This window comes from Lysinibacillus sp. NPDC096418 (genome assembly GCF_044762775.1).
In the GTDB taxonomy this organism is placed as follows: domain Bacteria; phylum Bacillota; class Bacilli; order Bacillales_A; family Planococcaceae; genus Lysinibacillus.
In genome coordinates, this window is record NZ_JBIWEY010000008.1 from 83,056 (window position 1) to 103,097 (window position 20,042).

The 20,042-nt window shown below is 36.1% G+C and carries 19 protein-coding genes, 2 pseudogenes and 1 other annotated feature (1 of these 22 running past the window's edge); of the genes and pseudogenes, 4 read left to right on the forward strand and 17 right to left on the reverse strand.

Annotation, left to right across the window (positions count from 1 at the left end):
• Positions 1-75: a binding site (T-box leader), on the reverse strand (it extends 174 nt beyond the left edge of the window).
• Between the two features lie 195 nt (positions 76-270).
• Both ACIQZG_RS09380 and ACIQZG_RS09385 read right to left on the reverse strand, forming a co-directional pair.
• Positions 271-1,785: an ABC transporter permease/substrate-binding protein gene (locus ACIQZG_RS09380; protein WP_402754914.1), complete on the reverse strand. Its 1,515-nt coding sequence runs from the start codon at positions 1,783-1,785 to the stop codon at positions 271-273.
• Positions 1,786-1,873: 88 nt separating this feature from the next.
• Positions 1,874-2,587, reverse strand: a pseudogene (locus ACIQZG_RS09385) (ABC transporter ATP-binding protein); the annotation flags it as partial.
• A gap of 313 nt (positions 2,588-2,900) precedes the next feature.
• On the opposite strand from ACIQZG_RS09385, the gene ACIQZG_RS09390 reads away from it, so the two are divergent.
• Positions 2,901-3,281, forward strand: coding sequence for a hypothetical protein (locus ACIQZG_RS09390; protein ID WP_402754915.1), 381 nt, complete (start codon positions 2,901-2,903; stop codon positions 3,279-3,281).
• A 151-nt stretch (positions 3,282-3,432) separates the two neighbouring features.
• On the opposite strand, the gene ACIQZG_RS09395 is transcribed toward ACIQZG_RS09390, so the two are convergent.
• From ACIQZG_RS09395 to ACIQZG_RS09415, 5 genes are all read right to left on the reverse strand, one after another.
• Positions 3,433-4,140, reverse strand: a complete 708-nt coding sequence (locus ACIQZG_RS09395; RefSeq protein ID WP_402754916.1) for an ABC transporter ATP-binding protein — start codon at positions 4,138-4,140, stop codon at positions 3,433-3,435.
• A gap of 16 nt (positions 4,141-4,156) precedes the next feature.
• Positions 4,157-4,951, reverse strand: coding sequence for an ABC transporter ATP-binding protein (locus ACIQZG_RS09400; protein ID WP_402754917.1), 795 nt, complete (start codon positions 4,949-4,951; stop codon positions 4,157-4,159).
• A gap of 29 nt (positions 4,952-4,980) precedes the next feature.
• Entirely contained in the window at positions 4,981-6,243 is a 1,263-nt protein-coding gene (locus tag ACIQZG_RS09405; protein ID WP_402754918.1) for a branched-chain amino acid ABC transporter permease, read from the reverse strand.
• A gap of 9 nt (positions 6,244-6,252) precedes the next feature.
• Positions 6,253-7,239, reverse strand: a complete 987-nt coding sequence (locus tag ACIQZG_RS09410; RefSeq protein WP_402754919.1) for a branched-chain amino acid ABC transporter permease — start codon at positions 7,237-7,239, stop codon at positions 6,253-6,255.
• Between the two features lie 301 nt (positions 7,240-7,540).
• Positions 7,541-8,749, reverse strand: coding sequence for a branched-chain amino acid ABC transporter substrate-binding protein (locus ACIQZG_RS09415; protein WP_402754920.1), 1,209 nt, complete (start codon positions 8,747-8,749; stop codon positions 7,541-7,543).
• Positions 8,750-9,019: 270 nt separating this feature from the next.
• Between ACIQZG_RS09415 and ACIQZG_RS09420 the strand changes: the two genes are divergently transcribed.
• Complete coding sequence (locus ACIQZG_RS09420; RefSeq protein WP_402754921.1) at positions 9,020-9,286, forward strand: MerR family transcriptional regulator; 267 nt, start codon at positions 9,020-9,022, stop codon at positions 9,284-9,286.
• A gap of 97 nt (positions 9,287-9,383) precedes the next feature.
• Here ACIQZG_RS09420 and ACIQZG_RS09425 read toward each other — a convergent pair.
• Positions 9,384-10,311: pseudogene (locus ACIQZG_RS09425) on the reverse strand (PBSX family phage terminase large subunit); the annotation flags it as partial.
• Positions 10,312-10,454: 143 nt separating this feature from the next.
• On the opposite strand from ACIQZG_RS09425, the gene ACIQZG_RS09430 reads away from it, so the two are divergent.
• Positions 10,455-11,015 carry a hypothetical protein gene (locus tag ACIQZG_RS09430; protein WP_402754922.1) on the forward strand — a complete coding sequence of 187 codons (561 nt, stop codon included), beginning with the start codon at positions 10,455-10,457 and terminating at the stop codon, positions 11,013-11,015.
• A 236-nt stretch (positions 11,016-11,251) separates the two neighbouring features.
• Here ACIQZG_RS09430 and ACIQZG_RS09435 read toward each other — a convergent pair whose 3' ends face one another.
• The 7 genes from ACIQZG_RS09435 to ACIQZG_RS09465 all read right to left on the reverse strand — a co-directional run bounded on the left by ACIQZG_RS09435 (position 11,252) and on the right by ACIQZG_RS09465 (position 15,898).
• Positions 11,252-11,533, reverse strand: coding sequence for a hypothetical protein (locus ACIQZG_RS09435; protein ID WP_402754923.1), 282 nt, complete (start codon positions 11,531-11,533; stop codon positions 11,252-11,254).
• Positions 11,533-12,330: an ABC transporter permease subunit gene (locus ACIQZG_RS09440; protein WP_402754924.1), complete on the reverse strand. Its 798-nt coding sequence runs from the start codon at positions 12,328-12,330 to the stop codon at positions 11,533-11,535. The genes ACIQZG_RS09435 and ACIQZG_RS09440 overlap by 1 nt, the downstream gene beginning before the upstream one ends.
• A gap of 22 nt (positions 12,331-12,352) precedes the next feature.
• Entirely contained in the window at positions 12,353-13,141 is a 789-nt protein-coding gene (locus ACIQZG_RS09445; protein WP_402754925.1) for an ABC transporter permease subunit, read from the reverse strand.
• Between the two features lie 5 nt (positions 13,142-13,146).
• Positions 13,147-14,031, reverse strand: coding sequence for an ABC transporter ATP-binding protein (locus ACIQZG_RS09450; RefSeq protein ID WP_402754926.1), 885 nt, complete (start codon positions 14,029-14,031; stop codon positions 13,147-13,149).
• 161 nt (positions 14,032-14,192) lie between these two features.
• A complete protein-coding gene (locus ACIQZG_RS09455; protein WP_402754927.1) occupies positions 14,193-14,552 on the reverse strand; it encodes a hypothetical protein in 360 nt (119 codons plus the stop codon).
• 477 nt (positions 14,553-15,029) lie between these two features.
• Positions 15,030-15,305: a hypothetical protein gene (locus ACIQZG_RS09460; protein WP_402754928.1), complete on the reverse strand. Its 276-nt coding sequence runs from the start codon at positions 15,303-15,305 to the stop codon at positions 15,030-15,032.
• Positions 15,306-15,478: 173 nt separating this feature from the next.
• Positions 15,479-15,898 carry a VOC family protein gene (locus tag ACIQZG_RS09465; protein ID WP_402754929.1) on the reverse strand — a complete coding sequence of 140 codons (420 nt, stop codon included), beginning with the start codon at positions 15,896-15,898 and terminating at the stop codon, positions 15,479-15,481.
• A gap of 513 nt (positions 15,899-16,411) precedes the next feature.
• Here ACIQZG_RS09465 and ACIQZG_RS09470 point away from each other — a divergent pair.
• Positions 16,412-18,271, forward strand: coding sequence for an acyltransferase family protein (locus tag ACIQZG_RS09470; protein WP_402754930.1), 1,860 nt, complete (start codon positions 16,412-16,414; stop codon positions 18,269-18,271).
• A gap of 152 nt (positions 18,272-18,423) precedes the next feature.
• On the opposite strand, the gene ACIQZG_RS09475 is transcribed toward ACIQZG_RS09470, so the two are convergent.
• Both ACIQZG_RS09475 and ACIQZG_RS09480 read right to left on the reverse strand, forming a co-directional pair.
• Entirely contained in the window at positions 18,424-19,254 is an 831-nt protein-coding gene (locus ACIQZG_RS09475; protein WP_402754931.1) for a C40 family peptidase, read from the reverse strand.
• Between the two features lie 11 nt (positions 19,255-19,265).
• Positions 19,266-20,036 carry a serine hydrolase gene (locus tag ACIQZG_RS09480; protein ID WP_402754932.1) on the reverse strand — a complete coding sequence of 257 codons (771 nt, stop codon included), beginning with the start codon at positions 20,034-20,036 and terminating at the stop codon, positions 19,266-19,268.
• Positions 20,037-20,042: the final 6 nt, after the last annotated feature.

Here is a 20,042-nt window from a genome sequence, read left to right on the forward strand (position 1 = left end):
CGTCCTACTCGCTTTCACCTACCCGAGCTCTCTGGAAAGACTCCTCACATTTACTCTTCTCTTCATTGTATTTTGAACATTATAAAGTTTAACCACAACGATTGCAATATTATATTTTGTTCAACTATTAAAGATACATCAATTTAAATAGTATTCCGCCTTATCAATTATGAAAACAATACTGTTTCATTTATATAGCAGGACATGCAACACTATATTTCGATAATTTAATATAGAAAACGGCTCTCCTAAAAGTATAAGTTTCATCATTTATAACAATCCAGCTTCCTCTAAAAACTCCCGAGCTACATCAATAATGTTTTTCCCTTCTACGTTCACTTGATAATTCATTTCACGCATTTCATCATCCGTTATTAGATTTGCTAGTTTATTTAATGCTTGTTCTATTTCGGGGTACTTCTCTAATGTTTCTGCTCTTACTAACGGGGCGCCTTGGTAAGGTGGGAATAGTTGCTGGTCGTCTGCTAGCACGGTTAAATTATATTGTCGTATTTCACTGTCTGTCGAGTAAGCATCTAATAATTGTATATCTCCTGAATTCATTGCTTGATATCTTAGCTTCGGCTCCATAGTCTTTATATGGGCGAGCGTAATTCCATATAACTTTTGAATACCTATATAACCATCCTCTCGATCATTAAACTCCAGTGTAAAACCTGCTTTTATCGACTCTTGAATGGCCTTAATGTCCGAAATACTTTCCAAATGATGAGTCTCCGCCATCTCTTTAGAAACAGCTAGCGCGTAAGTATTGTTATACTTCATCGGACTAAGCATCAACATGTCGAATTTCTCTATCATCCCTGCCTTGGCCTGCTTGTAAACATCCTCTTCATTATTATTTACGGCTTCTTCTTTTAAAAATTCAGAAATTGCTGTTCCTGTAAATTCTGGATAAATATCAACACTCCCTGATTTTAGCGCATTAAAAACAAAAGAAGTTTTTCCGAGACCAGGCTTTAATTGAACAGTTAAGTCAGTTTCATTTTCAATCAGCAATTTATACATATTAATAAGTATTTCTGGCTCTGAACCAAGTTTCCCTGCAATCACAATTTCTTCTTTTTCCTCAAGATTCACTAACGGTAAAAGGATCATTAATAACGTTGCAACACTAATAACACTTAACACTGTGACCGTTTTTTTAAAGGATAATGATTCTAACTTTTTCAGTAAAAAATCAAACACTAATGCTAAACACGCAGCAGGTACAGCGCCTAAAACAATGAGAGAAGGATTATTACGATCAATACCAAGTAAAATAATATCCCCTAACCCCCCTGCACCAATTAGTGCAGCGAGTGTTGCTGTCCCCACTATTAAGACCATAGCTGTCCTAATCCCTGCCATAATGATAGGCATCGCAAGTGGCAGTTCCACCTTCACTAGCCTTTTCCACGTATTCATCCCCATAGCAGTAGCAGCTTCCTTCAGAGATGCATCCACCTCATTTATTCCAGTGAATGTATTTCGTAAAATCGGTAATAGTGCATAAACAACTAATGCTATAATCGCTGGTACCTTGCCAATACCAAACAGCGGAATTAACAAACCTAGTAGAGCCAATGAAGGAATCGTTTGCAAAACAGCACTGATGCCAATAATACTATCCGCAATTTTCTTCTTATTCGTTAAAAAGATGCCTAAAGGAATTGCAATGACAACCGCAAAAAATAATGCAATAAATGAAATTTGAATATGATCTAGTAAAGAGACTAATAGTTGTCCTTTTCGTTCGTTAAAAACATCCAAAAAATTAGTCATTCGAATCCCCTCTTTCTAGGGATTCTTTAGAAAAAATCGGTTCACTCGAATGCTTTATCTTGAATCCATTTAAAGAGTGTTCATTAACGCCAATAAATTCTTTAACAAAATCATTTACAGGATTTTGTAGGATTTCTTGGGGCGTACCAATTTGCACAATTTCGCCATCCTTCATCACACATATTCGATCACCTAATTTCAATGCCTCTTGTATATCATGTGAAACAAAAACAATGGTCTTTTGTATCGCTCGTTGAAGCTCCAGAAGGTCATCTTGTAATTTCGTCCGACTGAGCGGATCAAGTGCACTAAACGGCTCATCCATTATAATTATCTCGGGATTGGCTGCTAATGCACGAAGAACACCCACTCGTTGTTGTTCCCCACCAGAAAGCTCTATTGGTTTTCGCCTGCTATATTTCACCGCATCAAGTCCAACCATCTCCAATAGTTGCCGAACCCGCTTCTGGATATCTTCATGGCGCCACTTTTTCAGCTCAGGCACAATGGATATATTCTCTTCAATCGTCATATGTGGAAACAGTGCAATTTGTTGTAGCACGTAGCCGATATTCCAGCGCAACTCATGGATATTATAATCACTTATTCTCTTTCCATTAATTCGAATAGTGCCCTCAGTCAATTGAATTAAACGGTTTATCATTTTCAGTAATGTCGTCTTTCCACATCCACTTGGTCCAATAATGACAAAAAATTCACCTTTATTAATTTCAAGATTAATCGAATTCACCGCAATCTGATCACTTTCATATTTTTTAGTGACATTCTCAAATTGAATCATTGTAAAGGCTCCCCTTAATATTACTTTCCAGGCCTTCGACTGTGAATGACCTAGCAACTCCATAATATAAATTGCGCAACATGTAACCCCCCATTTTTTTGTTAATCAACAAAACGATAATAAAACAATATATGCCCTATTTAAATGATAGACCCGCGTAGATGCTTTACACTTCCAAATTTTATTATATTTTTTCCCCCATCGCTTTATGTTCATATATGTAATCTATATTGCTTAAGTTAATAGATATAAAGGTTTTTAGGAATAACTGACGAAGAGAAATATACTGACTATTCATTCAAGGAGGTAGTATGTGAAAAAAATAATCTCAGGGTTAGTTGCAATACTTTTAGTCGCGGGTACCTATATCTTTGCAAACAAACTGTATTATCCTCAATCACCTATTGAGCATTTATCAGCAAAGGATATTTTACATAAACTACGTGATTCAAATGAGGATATAGCGATGCTGTCTAAAGAAGATAATTGGACTTGGTATGTTACGAGGAGTAACAATAATGGTATTTTAGAAGGTGATAAAAAAATCAAAGAGATGATCAGTAAAAAAGGATGGGCTTTCAAAGATAAAAATGGAAGTGTCTTGAGTTTTGAGAAAAATGGGAGACAATTAATCGTTACAACAGAAAGGTGGACTGGTAAGTATGTACTTTTTAAAGTTCCTAATAATGATTAACACAAAATAGGGGATGTCCTAAATACAAAAATAATATTCTGTTTTTTTTACAATATAGAAAGGCAGGTGTTCTGCTTAAAGAAACTTATTGGACATCCCCTATTTTACGAGGCATTTTTTAAAGAAAGCCTCTTGTTCAATTTTGTAGCAGTTACGCTAAATACGCTTCTCTTATCTCATCGTTTTCAATGAGATCCGAACCTTTTCCACTTAACACAATCTCACCGTTTTGAATTACATAGCCCCTATGTGCAATACTCAATGCTTGATACGCATTTTGTTCTACTAGTAGAATCGTTATTCCTTCCTGATTCAACTTTCGAATAATATCAAAAATTTGTTCCACAATAATTGGTGCTAACCCCATTGACGGTTCATCCAGCATTAATAAATCTGGCTTCATCATCAGTGCACGTCCAATGGCTAGCATTTGTTGTTCACCACCGCTCATCGTACCTCCCTTTTGATCAATCCGCTTCTTAAGTATTGGAAAAAGGCCATACACCATTTCCATACGCTCTTCAATGGCACTTTTTTTGCTCACCGAAAAGGCACCCATTAATAAATTTTCTTTTACTGTCAACGTTGAAAAAATCTTCCGTCCCTCTGGCACATGTGCCATGCCTAGCAATGTTGTTTGGTGCGCTTGCTTGTTTGTAATTTCCTGTTCCTTATAAAAAATGGAGCCCACTTTGACTTTTTCCAACCCACTTATCGATTTTAAAGTTGTGGATTTTCCAGCTCCATTACTCCCTATTAAAGTAACAATCTCTCCTTTTTCCACATCCATACTAATCCCTCTTAATGCTTGTATGCCACCGTAATATGTTTCGATATTATTTATTTGCAGTATCGTCATCTACGTTTTCACTCCCTTAAACCGGTTGAGTAGAAGCTGGTCCATGAACGGCACCAGAACCTAAATAAGCTTCAATTACTTTAGGATTCGTTCGTATCTCTTCTGGATTTCCTTCTGCGATTTTTTCTCCATGGTCTAGTACAATAATATGCTCTGATATTTCCATTACTAATTTCATATCATGTTCAATTAACAACACCGAAACATCAAATTCAGCGCCCATTCTCTTAATCACTTCGGTTAATTCCTTTGTTTCTTTTGGATTCATCCCTGCTGCAGGTTCATCCAATAAAATTAATTTTGGTTTTGTCGCTAAAGCACGAGCAATTTCAAGTTTTCTTTGTGCACCATAGCTTAAGTTATTCGCTTTTTCATTTAATAGATGAGCCAAATCGAAATGCTTTAATAAACGGTATGCTTCCACTTCAGCATCCACCTCTTCTTTTTTTGTTCCCGGTAAATTCAAGAAAATACCAAATAAATTTGTTTTTAATTGTGTATGCATACCTACAAGTACATTTTCAAGAACTGACATTTCACTGAATAATCTGATATTTTGAAAGGTTCTCGAAATCCCTCTTTTTGATACCTCATCAGCCTTTATCCCGACTACTGATTTTCCTTCTAGCTTAATGTCACCTGAAGTCGGCTGATAAACACCTGTTATCATATTAAAGAATGTTGTTTTCCCTGCTCCATTGGGTCCAATTACAGCTGTTATGGAGCCTTTCTCGACATTCATCGTGACATCCTGATTGGCTGTTAGACCACCGAATTTTTTTGTTAGATTTGTCACTTCTAAAATCGACATTTACTTCCCCCCTACAAATGAGTCCTTTACTAGTCAGTACGTATCTGGCCCTTTTGCGTAGTAGCTTCTTTTAGCTTCTCTTCATCAAAGACTTTATTTTTTGCAGGAATTAATCCTTTTGGTCGATATAATGCAAACGCTACAAGAATAGCGCCAAATATAAATTTCTGCATTTTCGATGGAGAAAGTGCAGCGGGAATCGAGATAGTTCCATTAAAGTTAAGCTGATTTATCCAGTTCGTTAATTCCGTTAATACTTGTAAATTTAAAATGGTCACTACGGCTGCACCAAGAATAACACCAGGCACACTGCCCATACCTCCAAGTACAACCATTACTAAAATTGTAAAGGACTCCATTAAAGTAAAACTTGTCGGATCGATGAAAGCCTGTTTTGCTGCAAATACAACACCCATCATGCCAGAAAATGAAGCACCCAGTGCAAAGGCCATTAATTTCGTTTTCACAAGTGGAATGCCCATTGCTTGTGCAGCAATTTCATTTTCTCGAACAGCCTTCCATGATCGACCTAACTTTGAATGCTCAAGTCTAATAACGGCAAAAAGCGTAAATAATAAGATGACAAGTGTAACAAAGTAAAACTGGTTTGGAAAAATGAGTTCTACTCCAAATATTTTAGGAGGCGTAACGGATGCAATCCCCATTGCACCACCTGTAATATTTACTGGGCGGTCGGCGTTGTTGAATAAAATTCGAATAATCTCACCAAATCCTAACGTAACAATCGCTAAGTAATCACCCTTCACCCGAAGCACTGGAATCCCGATGAGAACACCCGCTATAGCTGCAACGATCCCTCCAATAATTAAGAACGCCCAAAAGCTTTCCCCCCCCAGAGGAAATGTTCCAAATGGCATAAAATTCGATGCTTGTTTAGTTGCAAAAATACTATATGAATAGGCACCCACCGCAAAGAATGCAACGAAACCTAAATCAAGTAGTCCCGCCATACCGACTACGATATTCAGTCCTAATGCCATCGAAATATAAATACCAACCATTGTGGCTACGTCCATGTATGATTGGAATGCTGGTCCACCACTCGAGGCAAAAGGAATAAGAATAAACAATAAACCACCCGCCACTACCCATTTCGTTAATTTCTTCAACTTCATATAATGAAGTATTAATAAGGAAGACAATAATAACAAAAAGGCAATAACTGATTTTTGGGAAAAATATAATGCTGCTGATGTCACAATTACAAATAACGTGAATAATAGGGCTTGTGCCCATTTATTTTGTGCAAATAATGACCACTTTTCTTTCATTACCATCACCTACACTTTCTCTGCCACAGGTTTACCTAATAAACCTTCTGGCTTGAAGATAAGTACTACAATCAAGATTGCAAATGCGAAAACATCTTTATATTCAGCGCCAAATATCCCAGCTGTAATAAGTGATAAATTCGCCGCAGCAAACATTTCCAACACTCCTAGTAGCATGCCTCCAAACATCGCACCACGAATGTTACCGATTCCACCTAGAACTGCTGCGATGAATGCTTTCATACCTAAAATAAAACCAATAAACGGATCTATTGTTCCATATTGAACGGCAAATAACACACCTGTCGCTCCACCTAAAGCTGAACCGATAAAAAATGTTAAAGAGATCATTTTATTTACATTAATCGACATAAGTGATGCTGTATCGCGGTCTAGTGCTACCGCTCGCATTGCAATTCCATATTTCGTTTTATTGATAAAGAAATCCAATGAAACCATTAATATAACCGCAATCACAAGGACAATGATAAAAGACGATTTGAAACTAGCATCATTAAACATACTTGAAACGGATGATGCTTTTAACGTGATTTGTTCAGTAAATAAAGAAGGTCCTGTCACGATATAGTTACCCGATGATAATTCTGCGATAAAACGAATGACATCTTGTAAAATAAAAGAAATACCAATTGCCGTAATAAGCGGGATAAGCCTTGGTGCCTTTCGCAGTGGACGATAAGCAACTCGTTCGATCCCCATGCCCATCAATCCTGTCAGACTAGCCGTTAGAACTAACACTATGATTAAAACAAGTAAATGAGGAACCGCCGTTATCCAACTCATCCCCATTAGAAAAATAAAGAATGCTGTACCAATAAATGCACCTGTCATAAAAACTTCGCCATGTGCAAAATTAATTAATTGTAAAATGCCGTATACCATTGTATAACCAAGGGCTACAACCGCATACACTGCCCCCAACGTCAGGCCATCAATTAGCACTTGAGGTAATGTCTGTATCATTTCTGTAAACATAGTAAACCTCCTTCACATTCATCTGTTAGAAAGTTGGCTCATCACCATAATGTGGGGTTGATTTCCGTTCCAGCTAGGCGCTTTCCTGGGGGCGTCCGATGAGCCCCAAGGAGTCGCCTAGCCTCCACTCCAATCAACTTATATACATGGTATACGCTAAACAAGTGTCATCCCCTACTTTTAATGATGAGCCAGAAAGATGCACCTCGTCTAAATGCATGAGAAATACTGCCTTTCTTAAATACTATAGAAAAAGTGTTGAGAAAAAATAATATCTCAACACCCCGATTAAATCTGCCTATTATGGGGAAACTTCACCCTCTAGAACACCTGGATATACCGCTTCATCAAATTTATATAAATAAATTTTTGCGTTTACGTTATCGCCTTTTTCATCAAATGTAACGTTTGTCAGTGCACCTTGATAGTCCTTTGTCCCTCGAATCGCTTCGGCTACTTTTTCTCTTGTAGGGAGCTTACCACCATTGTCATTAATGGCTGTTTCGACTGCTTGGAGGATTACACCCATCGTGTCATAACCGTATACTGAAAAGGCTTCTACTTCTTTATTAAATGCCGCTTTATAAGCCTCTACGAATTTTTTACCTGTTTCAGTTGCAGTACTATCCCCTGCTACAGATGTAATAAATGTATTTTTCACTGCATCTCCTGCAATATCAACTAAACCTGACGAGTCCATTCCGTCAGCACCCATGAACGGTACATCAATACCTTTTGCCCGAGCTTGTTTTATGATGATACCAGCTTCAGAATAGATGCCACCGAAGTATACTACATCTGGTTTTTTAGATAATACTTGGTTTACTACACCGTTGAAATCTTTCTCACCTACTGTAATTCCTTCGAACCCAACAATTTCAGCTCCTAATTTCTCAGCTGCTCCTCTGAATGCTTCAGCAACCCCTGTACCGAAAGCCGTTTTATCTTGAATGATAAAAATTTTCTTAGCACCTAAAGTTTCAACCGCATATTTTGCTGCTGCAGGACCTTGTCCATCATCCCTTTCAACAATACGGTTAACCGTTTTTAAACCACGTTCTGTTACATCAACCGCTGTCGCTCCCGGTGTTATCATGGCTAGTTTGTATTTGTCATACACTTCTGATGACGGAATCGCTACTCCAGAGTTGTAATGTCCGACTACAGCCAAAATAGATTCATCTGCACCGATTATATTGGCATTTGAAACACCCTTTTTCGGATCTGATTGATCATCATACGTTTCAAGCTGAAGTGTATAGCCTAGCTCTTTAAACTTCTCCACTTCTTCTTCTAATTTCAGCTGGGCACCTAATCGAATGGATTCACCAGTAATCGCCGATCCACCTGATAAAGGTGATTGAGTCGCAATTTTGATGACAGTTGTGCCGTCTTTTGGAACATCTTTCGTTGAATCCGAGGAATCAGGAGTGTCTGAAGAACAGGCCGCCAAAATTCCAATACTTAATATACTTGCTGAAAGTAAAGCAAAAGATTTTTTTAGATTCATAGTATACCCCCTATTTTTTCTCTCTCCAGTTTTACAACTAGATTCATAGTAAGTATATTTCTAAAACTGCAAAAAAACAGCAACCTTGTCAGCTGTTCTGACACACTTTCGTTTCCACTCAGGAAACAATCGCCAATTGTCGAACTTTACCGAATTTAGCGTTAATATTTTTTACACAATCATGTATTTTATTGTTCTATCAGTCATAAAATATTAGATAAAAAGAAATAATAATACTATCGAATTTACTAGAAAGATGGTGATTTTAGCATGACTTGTAGTGATATTTCTTATAAAGACAAAAAAGTAATTTCAATTGGAACTGTGAGAGAGTTAACAGGACTATCCGAACGACAAATTCGCTATTATGAAACTCGCAAATTACTTTTCCCGGAAAGATCTAAAACAGGAATAAGGAAATACTCTTTTCAGGATATCGAAATATTAGTCGACATCGCCAATCAATTGGAAGAAGGAATTTGGACGAATGAAATCAGAAAAGAACTACAACGTCGAGAGCACCATAGTGCTTTTTAATAAAATCATGAAATAATGCCCACCTGAATGACAAGGTGGGCATTATTTTAAGAATCAATTAGTTTTAGAAAATGTATTCGTGAACATCAATTTTATGCGACTTATCCTGTAGCATGGCACTCATTCCAAGCAACCAGTAGATGTACAACCATTTCTTTACATGGTCGACTACCATGCGCAAAACAGCATTGTAAGAATCGACAAAGCCAAAGTCCATTCCGTTTTTACGTATTGGTTTTCGAATTAGTGCTATCTCGTCCATTACCTGGTCGTGAGGCTTAACTTTAAACTGCGGTAGCACTAATTTTCCGTTTACGCCAAAACGCCCTTTACGTGCAATCCTGTAAAGATCGGGATCATACGCTTCCATCTCATCTACCTGGTCAAGATAGCTATCAGGTAAAAAAAGATTATCGTCAGCAGTTGAGTGGTGATAGTACGTGTTATTGACAATAATAGTCCGTAGCTTATAAAGCTCCTCGTCTTCCAGTACAAAATACTCTTCCATCTCATTTTTAAAGAAATGCTTGTACACCCAATTCCCTTTTGATACTGGATTAGTTGAGAGAATAATAAACAGGTCAAGTGTTGGATGTCGTAAACGGCCAAGTAACTCCTTAAACCCTGCGTACTTAATCTCGCTACATTCCTCTAACCAAATCAGCGAAATGCTGTTGATGGATTTTAGCTTTTCAGGTTTATCCATACCTCGGAAGATTATCTTAAAGCCATTTGGGAACTTCACTGTCATAGGTGACGAACTTGTCTTTACCTTTCCAGATAGCCCTTAGTCCTCGATAATTTCCGTAAACAAAGAAAACGTACTGTCTCTATGCGTATCGTAAACTTCACGAACTACAAGAGCTGTACGTTTTTCTTCTAACAACTTTAAAAGTATCTTTAGTGCTACAATGGTAGGATTTCGAAGAACCATACCCACCGACAAGCAGTTGAGTTTTACAACGCCAGTCGAAAAGAAAATCTTCGATATATGGATTTACTTCTTTCGCTATTTCTGTTGTCATATACTCCACTCTCTTCATGGATTAAATAGTATTACTTACTGCCAAGTCATAAATCATCAGTCATATACCAACAATCATACAAACAAGTAAGACTAATTTAAATAAAATAGTAATAATTAGAAAGTAGGAAAGGAGGATTTTTTTTGAATCCATGTAAAAAAAATTGTTCATGCGAGCGTTGTAAAAAATGTGGTATTCCATCAAGAGTAATAAAAGCGGTAGAGGAATGTGAAATTCCTCTACCCCAAGAACCACCACCGCAACCCCCACCACCAGCATTCGCTAATTTTTTCCTGAGTGGTGGTGGTGATATATTTCTAGACGATAATGAAGCTATACCATGGAACAGCAAGGGAGAAACATCTGGAATAACTTTAGACCCTGATAATGTTACTATCAGAGTTTCTCAGGCTGGTATGTATAACATTGATTTCATTATAACCGGAGGTTTTGCATCATTTCTACCTAACATAATAGTTGTAGCGATTTTCGTAAATGATATTGAAGTCAATCCAATTCTTACAAGATTTGGTGCTATCAACAACGAAGGTGATCGTTTTGAATGCATACCAATTTCAGGAGGGGCAATTGTACCCATTCCGGCAGGGGGTACTGTTCAATTAAGGAATGTAGGCGGTGCAAGGTTCACTACTTGTGGTGGAACTACTTTTAGTTCCTCAATCAAATTAATTAAAATAATTTAAATTAGTCACCAAAGGTCGATTTCTGCTATTTAAATCGACCTCAATTTCGTGTATAAGCTATTCGTTTTAAGTTAACATAATTCTAATTTTAGGAAGTTCTGAAAATCTCAAACGCTGTTATATCAACGTATCTAAAACTTCTGTTTTTATTGATTAGGCATGATTTTATACATCGTTGATTTATCAAGCTTTACAGGCGCTTCAAATTTTTATTTCCCATGATTTCATGCATAAAATTAGTCGCGTTTCTTGCCAACAATTTTAATCTCTATTGGGCCTGTCTGTTCATCAGAACCAATCTTATCAATCTCAACTTTCGTTTTATCAATAGACAGTTGCATCTGCTCTAACTTCAAGCGACGTTCGTCAGCTTCATCAGCTAATTTAATAAAGTGGTTGATTGAAGTACGTAACTCGCTAATTGCTCTTGATTGGGCTGTTAAAAGTTGCGCCTGCCATTCCCAAGCAAACTGGAACTCATATTCAGTTAAGCCAATATAACCAAAGTCAAAAAACATTACACATTCAAATCTCTCTTACGATAAAATACAAAGGTAATCATTAACAAAACTACAATTAAACTTAGTGTTAACAGAACAAAAAGTACATCTAACCCTTCTCCATTCATCACAACTTTTGCTTCAAAATATTTAAACGGCGTTAAGTATTTCATGAATGCTAGTTTTTCGTTTAAATCAATGGCAATCGATACTATATAAGTCACCAAAATGATTCCTGTAGATAAAGATACTGCTATCTTTGGCCTTTTACTGACTGCAGCTATGGTTGAACCGATGAGCAAAAATAATACCTGTAACAGAAGCATTCCTAACATGGCGTTAATAATATCACCAGTCACTGACTCACCTTCATTGTATTTTCCAACTAAAAAAATAGATGAAACCGCTGCTACGACATTAAATAGTAAAATATTCACCGAAGCCACTATCAATTTATAAGAAATAATCTTACTTCTAGAGATCGGTTTAACAAATAGGAACTCTGCAGTTTTATCTCGTTCTTCTTTCGCAATAATTGTAGCTCCAAGCATTGCAGCATGGATTGTCGCCATAAGTAACAAATAAATATATAGTACACCAAAATAGCCATTCACCGTCGATACATCCAGTGTTCCTGTCCCCATTATCGCCTGCAGAGACTTCGGCATGGCCGTCATAATCTCATTCATCGACTGACCAGAAGATACCATCCCCTCAAATTTAGCCATACCAGAGACAATTAAGATAATCACGCCGATACTCCAAATGATTAACGATTTCCGATAAGCAATCATTTCTCTCAAAAATATATTCATACTAAATCCCCCTATGCTGGATTTAAATATCCTTTTTCGTATAAATGATAAAGCTAGCAATTAATGAAATGACAATAATACCAACCCCGGTGAGCATAAAGGAGATTTCATAGCTAGAATTTTCTATGATATACGCTGAATCAAAATATTTAAATGGTGTTAAATATCGTTTTATATCATCATCGGTCGTTGACACTAATAAGCCAATGATGAAAAAAGTAAAAACAGTTCCAAGAGATACGGTCAAGACAGACTTAATTTTCGGAAAAATGATAGATACAACAATGCCTAACGATAAAAAAATAAGCTGCGTAAAAAATAATGTCATGGAGATCATCAAAAAGCTTTTAACACTATAAGATTCCGTACTCACCTGCGCTACCATGATACTCGCACCAATAAAAAACACTACATTTGTAATTACTAATGTAGTCAGTGCTGCCCAAAGCTTAGCGGTTAATATTGTTGTACGTGATATAGGTTTCGTTAACAGAAAATCCGCTGTTTTATCACGTACTTCCTTGGAGACGATTGACGTACCAATATGCATTGCCTGAATAGCCCCGCAAAGCGTTAAATATAAAAACATATAAGAATAGAAACCTAATATTGAACCGAAACTTTCAATTTCAAGACCTAATGCTTTTCTTACGGGCTCTGGAAAACCTTCTAACAGTTTAGTAAATTCCACGATTTCTTTTGAGATAGAAGGAAACATAGACATGAACAAGACGACTACGGCGATTAAAGAAATCGTCCAAACAAACGTTGATTTTCGATAAGCCTTCAGCTCGTGAATAAAAATATTCATCACTTTTAGTCCTCTCTTTCATAGTAATGCATAAAGATCTCCTCTAAATCCGGTTCCTCTATCCATATATTCAAAATTTCAATCTCGGCTATCTTTTTCATCACGGTGTTAATATCACCTTTAAAAATAAAGCTCACCATGCCTTCTTCGACGTTCAGATTATTGACACCGGCGATAGTAAAGAAATCCTGATTAACTGCATTTTTCGTTTCAATTTTAATTTTTTTATAATTGTTTTCTTGTAAGTTACTAATCTTTTCAACAGTGACAATTTTCCCTTCTTTAATTATCGCCACTCGATCACATAACCGTTGAACTTCACTTAATATATGAGAGGAAAAAAGAATCGTAGCTCCTTTTTTATTTTCTTCAATTAGCAAATCAAAAAACCTTTGTTGCATTAATGGATCAAGTCCGCTCGTTGGTTCATCAAGGATGATTAGTTTTGGTTCATGGAGTAGCCCTTGCACAATGCCTACCTTCTTTTTATTGCCTAACGACAGGTCATCAATTTTTTTCGTTGTATCCAGTTCCATAATTCCAACCAATTCATTCATTCTTGACCGGCAATCTTTTTTATAAAAACTGGCAGAGTATTTGAGTAAATCGATCACTTTCATATTGTCATAATAGAACACTTCGGAAGGCAAATAACCAATGTCCTTGGCAATCTCGGGTGCGAACTCAATACAGTCCTTCCCAAATATTTTGGCATTTCCGCTTGTCGGATGAATCAGAGATAACAATGTACGAATGGTCGTTGATTTACCAGCGCCATTTGGTCCAATAAAACCAAAAATCTCTCCCTCTTTTACGTCAAAACTAACATCAACAATCCCTCTTGCATTCCCATAAGTTTTCGTCAATTTATTAATTTCAATAATGTTCATGGTAGAGCCTCCCTATTTTCCGGACTTCCTATCTTTACGGTTTCATCATAATCAGACACTCTCAATATTCTAATATATAGTTTTTTGAACTACTATATGTTTTAGTAAAAAACGACTCCCATGTCAGTGCCACTTGTTACATTTATGTTACGTAATCGTTTTTATTCACCAAGTTGAACTAAATACCTTTTGTCTTTTCCATTGTACGCAACAATCAGAATATCCTTTCTTTCATTTCGTACAAATATTTTCGCACCAACTGGCAAAACAGTAGCCATTCCCTCAGCTATTTCCCCTATTTGTTCCTCTATTGTTAACTCTTCATCTTCAATCCAATCCACACCTGTTTTATAGACCCAATCATCGTAGACAAAGATGTCCGCATCTGGATCTAATATCAACACTTGTTGTTTACTTAAATAACCGCCTTCATTTTGTCCTGGGCTATTTCTACACCCATCAAGATTTAAGATATTAGAAATCCTATAAAAAACGTCGAGAATATCCGCATATATGTCCACCTCATAATCTTAAAACAACCATTTACAAATTCTTACGATAAAAACAAACCCCACATAGTGCATTTTATTAAAGAACACTCCTTGAGATATAATTCCGATTAATTCCACAACAGTTATTTAATTAGTCTTCATACACCATTCAATAGAATCTTTGGTTTTATTCTACAAGTATTTTGAACTACATCTTTAGTAACCTCAACTACATACAGCACCTGGTTTTCTTATTAAAGAAGCACCCATCTAATCCTAAGTTAGCAGGTAAAAAAATTACCTAAATATGTAACGGGTTCTGTTTTGAAGTACAAAAAGCAAAATCGCAGGTTAAAAAGACAATTAATTAGCATACAAAAAGGTACTGCAATTCGCAGTACCTTTTTGTACAACTTAGTTTGATATTTCGTGAATCAAAATTTAACTAGAGCACACCATTAGTTCAATAAGAAAACAGCTTTATTCTTTATCTTTCTTCTAATATTCTTATATAAATTCAAACGCAAACATTAAACCTAAAGGGATAGTTAACCAAAGCAGAGAATTGCTCAATATAATTTTATAATAAGAAGTATTTTCTAATTTGTCTTTGGAAACGAATCTCCACATCAACAGTGCCCCAAAAGCCCATACTGGTATGACTAAAAAGAATTCTGGCGTCAAAGTATCAGATTCACCTAACGCCCCTTCTGCAAAAAACCAAGAAATAAATAATGCAACAATGCCAGTAAATATAACATTACCTATAACTATTGATTTCATTTTCAAGCCTCCTTTCTCTTTGTGTATATAAAATACTTTATTCACCAGTAGATTCACATATCATTCTTACTTAACTATCCTGCCTGGTTAGTTCAACAAAGAAAGAAGAGCTGCCTACGCAACTCAATGCTCTTCAATTAAAGCCCCCGTTAATTCAAAAAAAATAGTTTTTTCTATTTCGTGATAAGATATTTTTCTTTGAAAAATGGACTTAATTCACTCCACACATCAAATTTATTACCATCTAAATCAAAGAAAACAAAGTTCCTTCCAGAGTGTCCTCTGTTTTCAATTTCTCCAACTCTTATTTCTTTATCGATAAAATCTCTATGAATTGCCTCTAATGCAGTTAGTCCATTAACTTCAAATGTTATAGAAAAACGTTCTACACCATAACAATCATAAAAGTTAGAACTTTGACTCTCTTTAGATTTAACAAGAAAAATACTTTGGTTTGCAAAATTAAGAATTGCTTTGTCTTCGTCTTTATAGCTTAACTCTGCCCCCAATTTGTTTACATACCATTCATAAGAATTTTCTACATTAGTTACTGTAATATAAGTAGTTCCTACCCTTAGCAACTTTTCGCTCATTCTATCGACTCCTTCCTATATCTTTAACAGATACTTTCTCCATTTATGTATTTTTTTCCTTCTGATCTCTATTTTTCTTATTGAACTAAACTGCTTCGTTAGCCATCCATGTCGCGTAAAATCTACGCTACACCACAGAAAATGAAAGATTATTACGTTCATTCGTGGGAGTTGAATATAGTTCCTTGCCATTTAAATTAACACGTTAACTAATTCGAGCGGAAAAAAGATTATGTATTCGCATCGTTATAGAACTTTCTATAAAGTAACTTTATTAATTCGATTTGATATCCGTTTTTTATTGTTTTTTAGAGTTTTGTACTCGAAAACAGAACCCGTTACTAAATATGCTACTTATTAAATTCATTCAAATCTAAACTTTTTAGGTATTTAATACGTCTTTGTCTAAGTAAGAATCAAAAAAGCGAAATAAATGGAGATGATATTAGCAATTATCTAATAATTTCACAGGTTAACAAGAATTACTTTTCATAGATTATTGGAGGAAGTTTTATGCTAGGCAAAACATTCAATCAACATTATATCCCTGGATTAGATGGGATTCGAGCATTAGCAGTACTTGCTGTAATTGCTTACCATTTTAACTTCAGTTGGGCCAGCGGAGGGTTCTTAGGAGTGGATATCTTTTTTGTTTTATCAGGTTACTTAATAACTTCCACTATTTTACCTGATGAAGGAAATCAATTAACGGTTAGTTTGCGTCAATTTTGGATAAAACGCTTCCGACGTTTACTTCCAGCTGCATATGTAATGATTTTAATTACTTTCGTGTGGGTAATGTTATTCAATAAGGAACTTCTAAATACTTTGCGCGGAGATGCAATCTCTTCTATTCTTTATTCAAGTAATTGGTGGTTCATTTTTCACGAACTCTCTTATTTTGATAGTTTCGGCTCTCCTTCCCCTTTGAAAAATTTATGGTCATTAGCTATTGAAGAACAATTTTATATTATCTGGCCGATTCTTCTGATCATTGGACTACATATCTTTAAAAAGCCCAGCAAATTTTCAAAAATCGTCTTTTTAGGTGCATTGTGTTCAGCAATTCTCATGAATATACTGTATCAGCCTGGAGCCGATCCAAGTCGTGTCTACTACGGCACAGATACCCGCTCATTTGAACTACTGATAGGCTGTTGGTTAGCTTTAGTTTGGCCAATGAAAAGACTTTCGTCAAAAAAACTTTCTACTGAGCATGTTCGTAAGCTGAATAGTATAGGTTTAATTTCCTTTAGTATCTTCATTCTAAGTATTTTTTTTGTGGATGAATATCAACCTTTTCTTTACAGGGGGGGCATGTTCCTTCTTTGTATAAACGCTGCGGTATTAATAGCATGTGTTTGTCACCCAAGTAGCTTTTTAGGGAAATTACTTTCTTTGAAGCCTCTTTGCTGGATTGGCTCAAGGTCTTACGGTATCTATCTTTGGCATTATCCTATTATGGTATTAAGTACACCTGTTCACGAAATAGGTAATCCAGTATACTGGCGTGTCGGTTTACAACTAGTGCTTATATTAATAATTACGGAACTATCATATCGTTTTATTGAAAAGCCGATCCATAAACAAGGTTTCCGATCATATTATCGGAAGCATCTTGCTGTAAATATTACTAATTGGAAGAGTTTTTCATATATTAGGAAAACATCCACTGTCCTGATTCCTCTACTCCTTCTACTATTTTTCACAGGAATTACAGGTGTTGTAGGAGAAGCGAAACAAGATTCAACAGAAGTACCTCCAACAAAAGTAGAGATAAATCCTGAAGAACAGACCTCTGCAAAAGATCAGGAATCTCCAGAAAAAGTTGAAACGAGTGTTGACGATAATATAGAGTCGGGGAAAAATGATTCAAGTGAAAACCCTGTGAACGAATCATATACTGGTATATTAGCAATTGGAGATTCAGTGATGATAGACATTGCTAAAAGTTTATCAACTATTTACCCTAGCATTACCATTGATGCTAAAATTGGCCGTCAAGTTTCCCAAGCTGTCGATTTGGTTCCTCGTTATGCCCATTTCAACAGTCCAGAAAAAGCTGTCATTATTCAACTAGGGACAAATGGTTATTTTACGAATAATCAAATTGACACGTTGCTGGAAGCTTTTTCGAATGCTGATATTTATTTAGTGAATACACGCGTTCCACGTTCATGGGAGGGAAAAGTAAATAATACGCTCTTAAAAAAAGCTCAAGAGCATGACAATATCACATTAATTGATTGGCATTCTGCTGCCCTAGACCATCAAGAATATTTTGCCCCAGACGGTGTCCATTTGGAACAAAAAGGGATAGAAACTTTAACAAATCTAATTGAACAATCTATAAAAAATCTTGTGAACAATTAGAGATGCAACTAAATAAATCTATGCGTAAAAAAACAGGCATTAATCTACTAACAAATTGATTAATGTCTGTCTCTATATTGATTTTGCTTCCCGAACTAATAAGCTTTACTAAAAAATATTGACCCTCCTCATATAGATGCCTTTAAAAAACTTTAATCTTTTTTAGCTACAAATAAGCTCCCCACCGCTGTAATCGTTGATGTCGTTAAATCATTACGAAATAGCGGGTGTTGCTCATCTAGACTGTTAATATTGACCTCATTCCCCCCAATTGATGCGTGCACATATTGACTATCACCTAAATACATCGCAATATGCCCTGGAAAATACAATAAATCTCCTTTTTGAATATGATCAAATGAAATCTCCTTTATAGGAAAGCCCTCGACAATTTGGGCATCTCGGTAAATTTGAACCCCATTTAGCATATAGGCCATCGAACAAAGACCAGAGCAATCAATACCATGTGGTGATTTCCCTCCCCAACGGTATGGTGTTGCTAAATAACCAAGTGCTGTTTGGACTACTTGTTCTCGCATTTTTTGCTCTGATAGACTATACTCTGCAACCTTTTCTTGAAGCCATTTTTTTCGTAGATAACCTGTTTCCCCTGTCGCTAATTGTACCGTTGCCCATTCTGCATCTAGTCCCTCATTAGGGATTATGCGTAAAATTGAACCTCTAACAAGTGTCATTATTTTCGCACTTTGAATTAGCGGTTCTTGTAAAATATCAGCAAAGCTTTGGTGTATCACGTAAGTTGCATCATCCAACCAAGCCCTTGTTATTGTATCATCAATAAACAAATGTTTTTTCTGACAATACCCTTCATAACGATAGGCCGTTTGAACACGTACCCAGTCATCTTCTAATTCTTTTAGTATTTGTACGGGCATCCCATATAGAACCTCATCAATAAGCTCAGATGCTGCATTCGGTTTTGCATGTAAATTGGCAATCATTACAGTGACAATAGCATCCATAAAGCCTCTCCTCACTTTTTTACTAAATGCTCATACACAACTTTTGAGATGCGACCGATTAGTTGTTTAGCATCTGTATTATCAGTAACCTCAGTGACGAAAACACCGATTATATAATCCTTTGTGTCGCTGTAAATAATCCCTACATCATGATCGACCGTATCAAGACCCCCTGTTTTATGAGCCATTTTCACATCGTCTACTAAATAACGTTTTAGAGAGTCATAGACACGCTGACGGCTCAAGATTTCAATGACTAGCGAACTAAATGAGGGTGTTAATAATTCTGTTCGATAAATACGAGTAAAAATATGCGCCATATCTCGTGCGGTCGTCATATTATCAAAGCTTTTAGCAAGTCGTTCAAAATCCATCATTTTTCGTTGTATTTTGGTTTGCTTTAGACCAATTTGACGAAAATATTTATTTAATGTGTCCATACCAATAAGATCAATCAGCACATTAGTCGCTGTATTATCACTTGTCACAATCATCCATACTAATAGTTCGTATATGGTAATCGAATCTAGTCGTTGTTCACTAATTACACTAAAATCAACCCAGCTTTCAGGCGAAATTGTAATTACTCTATCTAATGAGCCATTGTTACATTCTAAATCATCCAACACCGCAAGTAATATTGGCACCTTAATCAAACTAGCACTTGAAAAGGCATCATCCAGTCGCTCACCAATAAAGTAGTGATTTGTCTCGGCATCTTTCACAAATAAATGCACTTTATAGGGGCTTTTTTGAAGCATTTGCCTAATTTCCCGCTCCATATATCT